The following is a 12,580-nucleotide window of genomic DNA, read 5'->3' as shown; positions in this document are numbered from 1 at the left end:
CGGCAGGCCCGCGGGGGCGCAGGGCAGCGCGGATCATCGGCGCCCCTTGCGCACCGGCGCGGCGGGCGCAGGCGCGGGGCGCTGCGGCAGGTCGGCCGTCAGCGGCTTGAGCACCAGCACGTGACGCGCGCCGTTCACCTGCGCCAGCGGCGCGCAGTAGATGCGGGCGAACGCCGAGTCGGCGCGCCGCTCCACGCGCACCACGCGCGCCACGGGCAACCCCGGCGGGTACAGGCCGTCCACCCCGCTGGTGGTGAGCAGGTCGTTTTCCTGCACGTCGGCATTGCCGGGCATGAAGCGCAGCTCCATCCCGCCGCCGTGGGCGATGACCGGATCGCCATAGGCCACGCTGCGCGCGCCGGTGCGCAGGTTCATCACGGGAATGGCCTGGTCGCGGTCGATGAGCAGGGTCACCTCGCTCAGGAACGGGTGCACGCGGGTGACCTGGCCAAGCATGCCGGACTCGTCCATCACCGGCGAGCCGAGTTCGACGCCGGCCACCTGGCCCTGGTCGATCATCACGCGGCGGGTGTAGGGATCGGCGGCGTCGTAGATCACCTGCGCGGCCTGCGACGGCGTCGTCAGGCGCTCGCGCAACTCCAGCAGCTTGCGCAGCCGTGCGTTCTCCTGCAAGAGCTGCTCGGCCTGGTTGGCGCGCTCGGACATCTGCGCCATGTTGCGGCGGGCCGTGTCGGCATCGGCCTGGGCCACCTGCAGCGACTGGAAATAGCCCGCCCCCTTGGCGGCGAACTCCACCGGCTGCAGCATGGTCCACTGCAGCGGGTAGAGCGCCACGGCCACGGCCTTGCGCAGCGGATCGGTCACCTGGAACCGGGCATCCGCCACCATCAAAAACAGCGCCAGGGCGCTGTAGAGGGCAAGTCGGGAGCGCGGCGAGGGCCCTTGCTTGAAGAAGGGCGGCGCGGACCGTTCGAGCGTACCGAGGGGCATGGGCAGGCAGGCCGTGGGATCAGGCGGCAACCGGCCAGACAGCGGCCGAGAGCCGCGCCAGGAGCGCGGCAGCGGTGGCCCGCCCGCAGCCCTGCACGCCCGGCAGGGGCGGAAGGAGGACGGCCAGCGGTTGATCCATGTCTTTTTCCAGGGCCCCGGCTTCGCGCCAGGGCCGGGCGTGTCACTCGCTCGTGAAGATGCTGCCCTGGCGGTCCATGCGCTCCAGCGCAATGCCGCACCCGCGCACCACGCAGGTCAGGGGGTCTTCGGCGACCAGCACCGGCAGGCCGGTTTCCTCGGCCAGCAGGCGGTCCAGGTCGCGCAGCAGGGCGCCGCCGCCGGTGAGCATCATGCCGCGCTCAGCGATGTCGGCACCCAGTTCGGGGGGCGTTTGCTCCAGCGCGTTCTTGACGGCAGAGACGATCTGGTTGAGGGGGTCGGTGAGCGCCTCCAGCACCTCGTTGCTGGAGATGGTGAAGCTGCGCGGCACGCCTTCGCTGAGGTTGCGGCCCTTGACTTCCATCTCGCGCACTTCGGAGCCGGGAAAGGCCGAACCGATGTTCTTCTTGATGGCTTCCGCCGTGGGCTCGCCGATCAGCATGCCGTAGTTGCGGCGGATGTAGCTGATGATGGCCTCGTCGAACTTGTCGCCGCCCACGCGGACGCTGCCCTTGTAGACCATGCCGCCCAGCGAGATCACGCCCACCTCGGTGGTGCCGCCGCCGATGTCGACCACCATGGAGCCGGAGGCTTCGGAGACCGGCAGGCCGGCGCCGATGCCGGCGGCCATGGGCTCTTCGATCAGGTATACGGCCGTAGCGCCGGCGGCCTCGGCCGCGTCCTTGATGGCGCGGCGCTCCACCTGGGTGGAGCCGCAGGGCACGCAGATGATGATGCGGGGGCTGGGGGTGAGCAGGGTGCGGGGGTGCACCATCTTGATGAACTGCTTGATCATCTGCTCGGTGATCACGAAATCCGCGATCACCCCGTCCTTCATCGGACGGATGGCTTCGATGTTGCCGGGCACCTTGCCCAGCATGGCCTTGGCTTCGCGGCCGACGGCCTGGATGACTTTCTTTCCGTGGGGGCCGCCTTCGTGGCGGATGGCGACGACCGAGGGTTCATCGAGCACGATGCCCTTGTCGCGGGCAAAAATCAGGGTGTTGGCGGTGCCAAGGTCAATCGCAAGGTCGGTGGAGAAGTACCGACGGAAAGCTCCGAACATTCAAAAATCCTCTCAGGCACGGCATGCACGTCGGCCTGCCATCGCCGGGTGATATTAGGGGGTGTTTATTGGATTTTTTCGCACAATGACCGGCAGTTGGGAGGGTATTGCGGCAAAGCCGGGATAATACCGCATCCCCTGTGAATAACTCCCTCCGGCATGGCCCGGATTTCAGCTTTACATCCGGTTTCCCACCCCCCTTCCCCTATGGCACTGACACCCCAGGACATCGGCCGCATCGCCAATCTGGCGCGGCTCGAATTGAGTTCGGACGACAGTGAGCGCATGCTCACGCAGATCAACGGTTTCTTCGGCATCGTCGAGAAGATGCGGGCTGTGGATACTACCGGCATCGCCCCCCTCGCGCACCCGGTCGCCGCCGTCCAGGCCGTGGCCCTACGCCTGCGCGAGGACATCGCCAGCGAACCCGATCAGCGCGAAGCCAACCAGCGCAGCGCGCCGGCCGTGGAGAACGGCCTGTTCCTGGTGCCCAAGGTGATCGAATGAGGGCGCCCCGATGACCATCCACTCCACCGCCGCATTGCACGACCTGGGCGTGGCCGCCCTGGCCACCGAACTGCGCGAGCGCCGCGTCTCCGCCGTCGAAGCCGCTCAGCACTTCCTGGCGCGGGCCGCCGCCCACCAGAACCTGGGCGCCTACGTCGCCGTGAACGAAGAAGCCACCCTGGCGCAGGCCCGCGCGCAGGACGCGGCCATCGCGGCCGGCACGGCGGGCCCGCTGGCCGGCGTGCCCATCGCCCACAAGGACATCTTCGTCACGCGCGACTTCCCCAGCACGGCCGGCTCGAAGATGCTGGCCGGCTACCAGTCGCCCTTCGACGCCACCGTGGTCGGCCAACTGGCCAATGCCGGTGCCGTCACGCTGGGCAAGCTCAACTGCGACGAGTTCGCCATGGGCTCGGCCAACGAGAACTCCGCCGTGGCCCCGGTGGGCTTCGATGCGCCCGCGCCGGTGCGCAACCCCTGGGACGCCACCCGCGTGCCGGGCGGCTCGTCGGGCGGCAGCGCCGTGGCGGTCGCCGCGCGCCTGGCGCCTGCCGCCACCGGCACCGACACGGGCGGCTCGATCCGCCAGCCCGCCTCGTTCTGCGGCATCACGGGCATCAAGCCGACCTATGGCCGCGCCTCGCGCTACGGGATGATCGCCTTCGCCTCCAGCCTGGACCAGGCCGGCCCCATGGCCCGCTCGGCCGAGGACTGCGCCTTGCTGCTGTCGGCCATCTGCGGCCCGGACCTCGACCGCGACTCCACCTCGCTCGACCTGCCGGCGCAGGACTTCACCCGCCAGCTGAACGACGGCATCGACGGGCTGCGCATCGGCATCCCGGCCGAGTTCTTCGGCGAGGGCCTCGCGCCCGGCGTGCGCGCCGCGGTGGACGCCGCGCTCCAGGAATACGAGAAGCTCGGCGCAAAACTGGTGCCCATCAGCCTGCCGCGCACCGAGCTGTCCATTCCCGTGTACTACGTGATCGCGCCGGCCGAGGCCTCGTCGAACCTCTCGCGGTTCGACGGCGTGAAGTTCGGCCATCGCGCCAGCGACTACACCGATCTGGTGGACATGTACAAGAAGACGCGCGCCGAGGGCTTCGGCGACGAGGTCAAGCGCCGCATCATGATCGGCACCTACGTGCTGTCGCACGGCTACTACGACGCCTACTACCTGCAGGCACAGAAGATCCGCCGCATGATCGCCGACGACTTCCAGAATGCCTTCCAGTCGTGCGACCTCATCGCCGGCCCGGTGGCGCCCACGGTGGCGTGGAAGCTCGGCGAGCACGGCAACGACCCGCTGGCCGACTACCTGGCCGACATCTTCACGCTGCCCGCCTCGCTCGCCGGCCTGCCCGGCATGAGCGTGCCCGCCGGCTTCGGCGAGGACGGCATGCCCGTGGGCCTGCAGCTGATCGGCAACTACTTCCAGGAAGCCCGGCTGCTCAACGCCGCCCACCGCCTGCAGCAAGCCACCGATTTCCACCTCCGCACGCCGGGAGGCCTCTGAACATGACCGCCCCATTGATCCACGGCTACGAAGTCGTCATCGGCTTCGAAACCCACACCCAGCTTGCGACGAAATCCAAGATCTTCAGCCGCGCCCCCACCGCCTTCGGCGCCGCGCCCAACACGCAGGCCTGCGCGGTGGACCTGGCCCTGCCGGGCACCCTGCCCGTGATGAACCGCGAGGCCGTGGCCTGCGCCATCAAATTAGGACTGGCCCTGGGCTCCACCATTGCGCCGGAAAGCGTTTTCGCCCGCAAGAACTACTTCTATCCGGATCTGCCCAAGGGCTACCAGATCAGCCAGTTCGAGATCCCGGTGGTGCAGGGTGGCGAGGTGTCGTTCTTCCTGGGCGACGAGAAGAAGACCGTGAAGCTCGTGCGCGCCCACCTGGAAGAAGACGCGGGCAAGTCGCTGCACGAAGACTTCATCGGCCAGAGCGGCATCGACCTGAACCGCGCCGGCACGCCGCTGCTGGAGATCGTGACCGAACCCGACATGCGCTCGTCCGAAGAGGCCGTGGCTTACGCCAAGGAACTGCACAAGATCGTGACGTGGATCGGCATCTGCGACGGCAACATGCAGGAGGGCTCGTTCCGCTGCGACGCCAATGTCTCGGTGCGCAAGCCCGGAGCCCCGCTGGGCACGCGCCGCGAGATCAAGAACCTGAACAGCTTCAAGTTCATGCAGCAGGCGATCGACTACGAGATCCGCTGGCAGATCGAGCAGATCGAGGACGGCCACGCGATCCAGCAGGCCACGGTGCTGTTCGACCCCGGCACGGGCGAGACCCGCGCCATGCGCACCAAGGAAGACGCGGCCGACTACCGCTACTTCCCCGATCCGGACCTACCGCCGCTGCAGATTTCGCAGCAATGGGTGGACGAGCAGCGCGCGCTGATGCCCGAGCTGCCCCGCAGCATGGCCGCGCGCTTCGTGGCCGACTACGGCCTGCCGGAGTACGACGCGACCACGCTGACCCAGTCGAAGGCGATGGCTTCGTATTTCGAAGCGGCGGCGCAGGCCAGCCAGCAACCCAAGCTGGTCAGCAACTGGATCATGGGCGAGGTGTCGCGGCGGGTGAATGCCGGCGAGAGCGACATCGCCTCGGCCCCCGTGGGCGCCGCCCAACTGGCGCAACTGGTCACCCGCATCGCCGATGGCACGATCTCCAACAACGCCGCCCGGCAAGTGTTCGATGCGCTGTGGAGCGATGCGGCTGCGGGCGACGTGGACGCGATCATCGAGGCCAAGGGCCTCAAGCAGATGAACGACTCTGGCGCGCTGGAAAAGATCATCGACGACGTGATCGCCGCCAACCCCGACAACGTGGCCCAGTTCCGCGCGGGCAAGGACAAGGCCTTCAACGCGCTCGTGGGCCAAGCCATGAAGGCCAGCAAGGGCAAGGCCAATCCGCAGCAGGTGAACGATCTGCTGCGCGCCCGGCTCGCGGCGGCGTCTTCCTGACGCCTACCCTGCCCCGGCCACCGGGGAAGGGTGCCTTTACTGTGAAGGCATGGCGGGGCGCTGCCCCGCCCAAAGGCTCTTGAGCTGCACCAGTTCGGCGTCGAACCGCTGGTGCACGCGGCGCTTTTCCTGCTCCTGCCCGGCGATGAACCGCTGCTGCTCGGCCAGCGCGTCTTCCTGCTCGGCGATCTGGCGGCGCAGGAGCATGGGCGCCTTGCTGGGATCGCGGCGGTAGAACTCCATTTCGGCATCGAGCGCCTTGCGCTGGCGCTGCAGGTCGGCCACGCGCTTTTCGGCGACGGCCGTGACCTCGTTGACCTGCTGGATAGCCGCGGCGCGCTCGGCATCGTGCGAGGCCTGGTCGGGGTAGCGGGCCACCAGCACGCGCTCGCGGCGGCGCTCGTCGGCGATGCGGGCGCGCTCCTCGGCCTCCTTGCGGCGCTGGGCCTCCAGGGCGGCGCGCTCCTGGTCGGTGAGGGTGGGGCCCAGGCGCTGGCGTTCGGTGCCCGATGGGCCCAGCACCCGCTGCTCCCGGTCCACGCACTCGGCGATGGGCCGGTCCGCCGTGAGGCGACGGCCCTGCGCATTCACGCAGGTGTAGATGCCGGCGGTCGGAGAGCCGCTCGGCTGCGCCCCGGCCGGCGTGCCCGCCAGGCCCGAGAGGGCGATCACCCACCAGCCGAATCTCCAGGCCGTCTTGCTCAAACGAACTACCCCCCTTGCACGCCGTAGCGCTGGCGGTATGCCAGCACGTGTTCATGGTGGGTGTGCACACCCGGCTCCCCACTCTGGGCCAAATACTGCAATAAATCTGCCAGCTTGGCGATGGTGCATACCTGCATGCCCAGATGGTCGCGCACGTACTGCACGGCGCTGTGCTCCACGTCCTGGCCGTTCTCGGTCGCTTTCTCCTGCCGGTCGAGGGCGATGGCCATGGCATGGGGCTGGGCGCCCGCAGCGCGGATCAGCGCGATCGACTCGCGCGCCGCCGTGCCGGCGGACATCACGTCGTCCACGATCAGCACGCGGCCGCGCAGCGGGGCTCCCACCAGCGTGCCGCCTTCGCCGTGGTCCTTGGCTTCCTTGCGGTTGTAGGCAAAGGGCACGTTGCGTCCGTGCCGTGCCAGTTCGACGGCCACCGTGGCCGCCAGCGGAATGCCTTTGTACGCGGGACCGAACACCATGTCGAACTCGATGCCGCTCGCCAGCAGGGCTTTTGCATAGAATTCGGCCAGCCTGCCCATCTTGGCGCCGTCGTCGAACAGACCGGCGTTGAAGAAATACGGGCTCAAGCGGCCTGCCTTGGTCTTGAATTCGCCGAAGCGCAGCACCCCCGCTTCCACGGCGAATTGCACGAAGTCCTGCGCCAGGCGGTCCTGTTCCACCGATTGCGCCTTGTCTGTCACCATGGATTCACCCCTTTTCAAATTAACGAGCCTCAACCTCAACGGCATCCGCTCCGCCGCATCCAAGGGGGTGGAGGCATGGATCGCCGCAACGCGGCCGGATTGTATTTGCGTGCAGGAGATCAAGGCGCAATCGGCCGACATGCTGGGCCGCTTCGAGCACCTGGCGGGCCTGAAAGGGCACTTTCACTTCGCGGCCAAGAAAGGCTACTCGGGCGTGGGCATCTACTCGCGCCATGAGCCGAGCGACGTGCGCATCGGCTACGGCTCGCAGGAGTTCGATGCCGAGGGCCGCTACGTGGAAGCCCGCTTCGACACGCCCGCGCGCAAGCTGTCGATCATCAGCGCGTACTTTCCGAGCGGCTCCTCGGGCGAAGAGCGCCAACTGGCCAAGTTCCGCTTCCTGGACGAGTTCCATCCCCACCTCATGCGCACCAAGGGCGAGCGCGAGTTCATCCTCTGCGGCGACATCAACATCGCCCATCAGGCCATCGACCTCAAGAACTGGCGCAGCAACCAGAAGAACAGCGGCTTCCTTCCGCAGGAGCGCGAGTGGATGACAAAGTTGTTGCACATAACTGATGAAGGCGGCGGTCTGATAGACGTTTACCGTCAGTTACAACCAGACGCTACGGACACCGCCTACACGTGGTGGAGCAACCGGGGGCAGGCCTATGCGAACAACGTCGGATGGCGGCTGGACTACCACCTGGCCACGCCGGCCATCGCCGCCTTGGCGCGCACCGAGCACATCTACAAGACCGAGAAGTTTTCGGACCATGCGCCGATCACGATCGGGTACGACATGGTGTTGTAGGGCGATGGCTGGGCCGCCATGGGGCACGGCCCCATCCACGCAACGGCTATCCGTCATCCATGTGGGGCAACATCCCTCTTTTTCTCTTTTCCGGCTTTCACCATGCTCCAATACCACACGCGTCCGGTCACCGCATTTCAGCAGAACTGCTCCATCGTGTGGTGCGATGCCACCAATCAAGCCGCACTGGTCGATCCCGGCGGTGATCTGGACAAGCTTTTGGCGGATGTCGAACAGCGTGGCCTGAAACTCGGGCAGATCTGGCTGACCCACGCGCACATCGACCACGCAGGCGGTGCCGGAGAACTGTCCCGGACTTTGAATCTGCCCATCATCGGACCGCACCCAGGCGATCAGTTCTGGATCGACGGCTTGCCGCAGCAAAGCGCGATGTTCGGATTCCCGCCCGCCGAGCCGTTCACCCCCACGCGGTGGCTGCACGACGGAGACACCGTGCAGATCGGACAGGAAACGCTGACCGTTCGGCACTGCCCCGGGCACACGCCGGGCCATGTGGTGTTCCATGCGCCCCAGATCCAGCGCGCTTTCGTCGGGGATGTTCTGTTTGCGGGCAGTATCGGCCGCACGGACTTTCCGCAGGGCAACCACCAGCACCTCATCGACAGCATCGTCCAGCGCCTGTGGCCCATGGGTGACGAAACCATCTTCATTCCAGGACACGGGCCGGAGAGCAGCTTTGGGCGGGAGCGACAGAGCAATCCGTACGTCGGTGGAACCTGATTGGTCCAACGTGTGACCTGGCCCGTGGCGGGCGCACAGCTGCGCCTGTTAGCGAGCTGTTTGCTCAGGCAACCGCTCCTTGCCATAGAACTGCCTCGAAGCGGCCTGTGCGCGGCCCGCTGGTTCTGCACGTTCACACCCGGCAGGCGATCAGGCTCACGCCGCCCAGGATGGTGGTGATCGCACCGAAGCGGAAGGTGTTCTTGCTCCCCGTCGATGGCCGCTTGCGTGCTGGTGATGGCCCCACCTTTGACTACAAGCGCTTCAACTCTTTCTGAGCCACTTTCATCGCCTCCAAGAAATCGGCGAAGGGAAACTTGATTTCTTGATCGTTGTAAAGCACGTCATTGCAATACAGCTTCATTTCCGCCTGATCCTCACCTCGCTCTTTATTGAGTTCGCACAGAACAATATTACCCCAGCGAACTTGAACTAAAAGTTTTTCAAATCCGTCTCGATCTCGAACAAGAATTTCAAAAGCGGTTTTTTTCATTATTTCCACCTTTGTCTAGAAAGTTAAAGCGGCCACTCGATTCAAAGGCAAATCCTTGCCCATTTGGCCTCCTGTAATCGACACCACCTCCTTAGAGATATGCACTAGATTCAATTGCGCTGGAGGGCTTTCTGGCTCATACCCCTGGGCAAGCGGCAGCGCGCCTGCCAGCAGCACCGCCGCCCAAGCGCACCGAAGGCCATTCATTGCAGAGGCACGATTGGCCACTGTTCAGAGACGCAGAGTTGTGCCTACAGCCCTGGCGGCCGAGGGCAGCTAAAACTTTGAACGGGTACATCCTTGGGCGCTTCAGGCACCTTAATATACAAAATCATTTAATTTGATTCATCATTTGAACTTCTTCTTGCAATTAGAGAAAACCTACTTTTGACTCGCCGACAAGGCTACCAACGCAGCATTGAAGACTCTGCCGGCATCGTCAACCGTCGCGGATGCCTCATAAATAGCCTCCATAGCAGCTACAAGAAAATCCTTCTCACCAGCAAAAGCTATGGCGGCAATCGCACGTGCCTGCCCAAATAAACGAAGAGCGTCTGCCTGAAAATCTGGATTGATTTCAGCCTGTTCTTGCAATTCGAAATACGTACGATCCAACTGGCCCGACAAGTTATTCAAATCGATTACTCGTTTAATCGACAATGCGCCTGTCTGCCGCAACTACTCAAGGGATTCCAATGCAATAGGCTCCTCTACCGCGGCTGCTTGCAAAGCGAATTGGCATGCGGCAATGCTTGCAGCATGCTGTTGTTTGGGAGTGGCTTTCCGAAGTCTTTCAGAAAAGTCTGGGGCTACTGTTTCTAGACGCATCATTATGGTTTCCCCAGCTTCGTTTCTGGCATTGGTTTCAAGGAAGTCATAGTATTGACTCCCTGCAGCCGCGCCCTAGCCTCCGCTATACATATCCGTACATCCTGGCTGCACGAAGTAGATCAACCCGCATGTAATCATGTGGAAAATGATCAGAAAGGGCATTTTTCCACATCTCCCGCACGCCTATTTCCAACGCGTTTTCTACAACATCTCGCTCACCCGCGAAAAGATGATACCCATTTGAAACACCTAGATAACATAAACTTCTGTCCTTGGAAATTAGGAAATAGTTTTGACTGTAGAGTGGAATCATTCCGCGCCTAATACGCAAAAAATTCTCATAACTGAACTCAATAGTTCCTATTAGTGGAGGAGAGAATTCTTCCAGCTCAGAATTTTTCTGAAAGCCGTTTTTTGTAAAATTTCTAATTGGCATTGCGTCCCCAATACCTCTAAATACTTTACCAAACAACTGCTCTAACAACTCGTCCTCAAACTCAGAATCACCACACGAAATGACACCTACGCCCCAATCTTTAGACCACACCATTTCAGGCGAAATCATTGAGCCGAAGTGAGTGTCTAACATGTTTCTATATCGTATTAACGATAAATTTTCATCAGACGTATTACACCCAAAAATTTCACGATCAACTTCATCTATCCAAGGATAAGAATTTTCATTCATGGTTATTTGGATACCTTATTTCGACAAAAGTCTTACCGTCTGGCCTTTGAACTTCAATAGTTCTATCTCCGGTAGAGAGACTTCCAGGCCTATAAACAATTCTTGTTCCATCGGGCAGAAGAGCCATCTTGCCCGGGCCGTATCTAGCATTAATTCTTTTAGCATCTCCATCAATAGGTAGATAATCAAAATCACTCTCCATAGATGACCCAGGAGAAGATACGATATTTCTTGTTCCAGATGCTCCTCGCCCGGGTATAGAAATGTCAGTGCCACCGGCCAAAACATCATTTATTCTGCCAATATTACGATCATCAACCCCTTGCGCTCCTCCAATAAAGGGATCTTTCTCCAAATCTCTTGGTGGATGTCCTGGGGCATTGAACACAATATTGGATCTAGGAGACTCCGAAATTGGAGTAACAGTATTGTTACTACCCGGTTTCGGATCAACGATCTGATTCCCTCCAATGTTATTCCCTCCACGCGGCCCTTCATTCGCTTTGGTCGTTGAATTCCCACCCGGCGTCGGATTCTCCGTCTGATCCCCGCCCGTGTTGTTGGGCCCTTGCACCGGCGTCCCAGGCTTGCCCGGCGTCCCACCAAAGACGTCCACGCCCATCAGGCTTGCAGCGGCCATGCACGTCGGAGTAATACGGCAACCACGCAGTACGGTCTCATCGACCCTCTCACCCAACCGATGCAAATCTTGCACGGCAGTGATAAGTTGAGGGGCAACGTTTTGAGCGCACTTAACGCAAAGCAGGTGGCCAACACGGCCCCTCCGCCGATCTGGATGAGCCGCATCGCGAAGGCAGACGTGTTGTGCGCAGTTTCATTGCCCCCTGCAGTCGCGCCCGAGCTTCCACCCACAGCCCCACCCACGCCCAAGCCATAGCCCTGCACCAGGGCTTGCACCATCGGCTCGGGAAGTCCCGAACCACGCAGTAACGCCTGTGCCTGGGGTGCGGTCATGGAAGTGACTCCGGCGCCCACCGCGCCGCCCACGCCACCTGCGGCGCCTCCAATCAGCGCATGGCCCACCGCACGGCAGGTACCCGACGGGCCCCAGCATTCCGCGCCTTCCTCATCGCCGTTTTGCAGCGCTTTCGCGTATTGCTGGGTCGAGTAGTTGCCCCAGGCCGTGCTACCTTGCTTGCCGAACTCGCGCGTGATGGTGATCTGCGCATTCACCTCATCACTCACCCGGTTCTTGTCGAAGATGGGTTTGATGCCGGTCTCCGCATCCCCCGTGCGGGCCTGCGCGTTGCCCGCAACGCCAGAGATGCCCGCGCGGCTCGTGCTTTGCGCATTGCCCTTGTCGCTGCCCACGCCCGCTCCGCTGCTGCCCAGCTGGCTGCCCACGCCCACCGTGACCTCGAACCCGCTGGCGTTGTAGCTGGCCCGGTTGTCCAGGTCGCTCATGGTCAGCGTGCCGCCGGTCTGGAAGCTGTTCTTGCCGCCATCGATGGCCGCCTGCGTCCTCGTGATGGCCCCGCCCTTCAAGTCGGTGTTGCCCTTTACGTTGACGTCAAAGCCGCCGTTGCCTGCACGGATGCCGCTTTGCTCGCCCACGCTTTGGTAGTCACTGTCGATCTGCGTGCGGCCCACGGTAATGCTGCCGCCCACACGCCCCGCTCCCACAATGGGCACGCTGATCCCGAAGCCGCTGTTGCGACTGGTCTCGTTGTACCGGCTGGTGTCCTGAAGGCTTTCGATGGCGAGGTTGCCGCCCACGTCGGCCCGCACGGCATCGGCCACGATGGTGGCCCCGCGCAGCGTGGTGTCGCCCGCGCTTTGTACGCTGGCCGTGCCGCCCGCAGGTCGCCATCGGTGGCGGTGATGTGCACGTTGCCGTCGGCACGCACTGCAGAGCCAGCAGCACTGTCCACCTGGTAGGCGCTGGTGCTGCGGCTTTGGCTGCTGCCCAGGCTGATGTTGAAGC

At 63.2% G+C, this 12,580-nt stretch carries 13 protein-coding genes and 2 pseudogenes; 5 read left to right on the top strand and 10 right to left on the bottom strand.

Translation table 11 applies throughout. The features are described 5' to 3' along the window. Positions 1-33: 33 nt before the first annotated feature. Entirely contained in the window at positions 34-951 is a 918-nt protein-coding gene (mreC, locus tag AVKW3434_RS23900; RefSeq protein ID WP_272565891.1) for a rod shape-determining protein MreC, read from the bottom strand. Positions 952-1,132: 181 nt separating this feature from the next. After that, on the bottom strand, positions 1,133-2,176 hold the full coding sequence (locus AVKW3434_RS23895; protein WP_092745880.1) for a rod shape-determining protein: 1,044 nt from the start codon (positions 2,174-2,176) through the stop codon (positions 1,133-1,135). Between the two features lie 207 nt (positions 2,177-2,383). On the opposite strand from AVKW3434_RS23895, the gene gatC reads away from it, so the two are divergent. Genes gatC through gatB form a run of 3 tightly spaced genes read left to right on the top strand, consistent with a single transcriptional unit; the run spans position 2,384 to position 5,659 of the window. Further along, complete coding sequence (gene gatC / locus AVKW3434_RS23890) at positions 2,384-2,683, top strand: Asp-tRNA(Asn)/Glu-tRNA(Gln) amidotransferase subunit GatC (protein ID WP_284394626.1); 300 nt, start codon at positions 2,384-2,386, stop codon at positions 2,681-2,683. A 10-nt stretch (positions 2,684-2,693) separates the two neighbouring features. Next, on the top strand, positions 2,694-4,196 hold the full coding sequence (gene gatA, locus AVKW3434_RS23885) for an Asp-tRNA(Asn)/Glu-tRNA(Gln) amidotransferase subunit GatA (RefSeq protein ID WP_284407825.1): 1,503 nt from the start codon (positions 2,694-2,696) through the stop codon (positions 4,194-4,196). A gap of 2 nt (positions 4,197-4,198) precedes the next feature. Next, a complete protein-coding gene (gene gatB, locus AVKW3434_RS23880; RefSeq protein ID WP_284407824.1) occupies positions 4,199-5,659 on the top strand; it encodes an Asp-tRNA(Asn)/Glu-tRNA(Gln) amidotransferase subunit GatB in 1,461 nt (486 codons plus the stop codon). Positions 5,660-5,695: 36 nt separating this feature from the next. Here gatB and AVKW3434_RS23875 read toward each other — a convergent pair whose 3' ends face one another. Both AVKW3434_RS23875 and pyrE read right to left on the bottom strand, forming a co-directional pair. Continuing rightward, positions 5,696-6,364 (bottom strand): DUF4124 domain-containing protein, encoded by a 669-nt coding sequence (locus AVKW3434_RS23875; RefSeq protein WP_372588235.1) that lies wholly within the window; start codon positions 6,362-6,364, stop codon positions 5,696-5,698. A gap of 5 nt (positions 6,365-6,369) precedes the next feature. Beyond that, a complete protein-coding gene (gene pyrE, locus AVKW3434_RS23870; protein WP_284407823.1) occupies positions 6,370-7,068 on the bottom strand; it encodes an orotate phosphoribosyltransferase in 699 nt (232 codons plus the stop codon). On the opposite strand from pyrE, the gene AVKW3434_RS23865 reads away from it, so the two are divergent. Both AVKW3434_RS23865 and AVKW3434_RS23860 read left to right on the top strand, forming a co-directional pair. Further along, positions 7,067-7,882: an exodeoxyribonuclease III gene (locus AVKW3434_RS23865; protein WP_272565908.1), complete on the top strand. Its 816-nt coding sequence runs from the start codon at positions 7,067-7,069 to the stop codon at positions 7,880-7,882. The genes pyrE and AVKW3434_RS23865 overlap by 2 nt on opposite strands. A 102-nt stretch (positions 7,883-7,984) precedes the next feature. Then, positions 7,985-8,623, top strand: coding sequence for an MBL fold metallo-hydrolase (locus AVKW3434_RS23860; protein ID WP_284407822.1), 639 nt, complete (start codon positions 7,985-7,987; stop codon positions 8,621-8,623). Positions 8,624-8,876: 253 nt separating this feature from the next. On the opposite strand, the gene AVKW3434_RS23855 is transcribed toward AVKW3434_RS23860, so the two are convergent. The 6 genes and pseudogenes from AVKW3434_RS23855 to AVKW3434_RS24260 all read right to left on the bottom strand — a co-directional run. Then, the gene (locus tag AVKW3434_RS23855) at positions 8,877-9,116 is read right to left on the bottom strand and encodes a hypothetical protein (protein WP_284407821.1); all 240 of its coding nucleotides are present in this window, start codon (positions 9,114-9,116) and stop codon (positions 8,877-8,879) included. A gap of 381 nt (positions 9,117-9,497) precedes the next feature. Then, positions 9,498-9,752, bottom strand: coding sequence for a hypothetical protein (locus AVKW3434_RS23850; protein WP_284407820.1), 255 nt, complete (start codon positions 9,750-9,752; stop codon positions 9,498-9,500). A gap of 277 nt (positions 9,753-10,029) precedes the next feature. Continuing rightward, positions 10,030-10,635, bottom strand: coding sequence for a hypothetical protein (locus tag AVKW3434_RS23845; protein WP_284407819.1), 606 nt, complete (start codon positions 10,633-10,635; stop codon positions 10,030-10,032). Further along, the gene (locus tag AVKW3434_RS23840) at positions 10,628-11,257 is read right to left on the bottom strand and encodes a hypothetical protein (RefSeq protein ID WP_284407818.1); all 630 of its coding nucleotides are present in this window, start codon (positions 11,255-11,257) and stop codon (positions 10,628-10,630) included. Before AVKW3434_RS23840 ends, AVKW3434_RS23845 begins: the two co-directional genes overlap by 8 nt. Next, a pseudogene (locus AVKW3434_RS23835) lies at positions 11,257-12,444 on the bottom strand (hemagglutinin repeat-containing protein); the annotation flags it as partial. The gene AVKW3434_RS23840 and the pseudogene AVKW3434_RS23835, both read right to left, overlap by 1 nt. Positions 12,445-12,468: 24 nt before the next feature. Continuing rightward, positions 12,469-12,566, bottom strand: a pseudogene (locus AVKW3434_RS24260) (hypothetical protein); the annotation flags it as partial. Positions 12,567-12,580: the final 14 nt, after the last annotated feature.

Source organism: Acidovorax sp. SUPP3434, from assembly GCF_030159015.1.
Lineage (GTDB): Bacteria > Pseudomonadota > Gammaproteobacteria > Burkholderiales > Burkholderiaceae_C > Paracidovorax.
Note: the sequence above shows the minus strand (reverse complement) of the source record. Positions and strands in the feature narration are given on the sequence as shown.

Coding starts and splice junctions, on each gene's coding strand:
- mreC (WP_272565891.1), bottom strand. CDS start 951: ATGCCCCTCGGTACGCTCGAACGGTCCGCGCCGCCCTTCTTCAAGCAA.
- AVKW3434_RS23895 (WP_092745880.1), bottom strand. CDS start 2,176: ATGTTCGGAGCTTTCCGTCGGTACTTCTCCACCGACCTTGCGATTGAC.
- gatC (WP_284394626.1), top strand. CDS start 2,384: ATGGCACTGACACCCCAGGACATCGGCCGCATCGCCAATCTGGCGCGG.
- gatA (WP_284407825.1), top strand. CDS start 2,694: ATGACCATCCACTCCACCGCCGCATTGCACGACCTGGGCGTGGCCGCC.
- gatB (WP_284407824.1), top strand. CDS start 4,199: ATGACCGCCCCATTGATCCACGGCTACGAAGTCGTCATCGGCTTCGAA.
- AVKW3434_RS23865 (WP_272565908.1), top strand. CDS start 7,067: ATGGATTCACCCCTTTTCAAATTAACGAGCCTCAACCTCAACGGCATC.
- pyrE (WP_284407823.1), bottom strand. CDS start 7,068: ATGGTGACAGACAAGGCGCAATCGGTGGAACAGGACCGCCTGGCGCAG.
- AVKW3434_RS23860 (WP_284407822.1), top strand. CDS start 7,985: ATGCTCCAATACCACACGCGTCCGGTCACCGCATTTCAGCAGAACTGC.
- AVKW3434_RS23855 (WP_284407821.1), bottom strand. CDS start 9,116: ATGAAAAAAACCGCTTTTGAAATTCTTGTTCGAGATCGAGACGGATTT.
- AVKW3434_RS23845 (WP_284407819.1), bottom strand. CDS start 10,635: ATGAATGAAAATTCTTATCCTTGGATAGATGAAGTTGATCGTGAAATT.
- AVKW3434_RS23840 (WP_284407818.1), bottom strand. CDS start 11,257: ATGGGCGTGGACGTCTTTGGTGGGACGCCGGGCAAGCCTGGGACGCCG.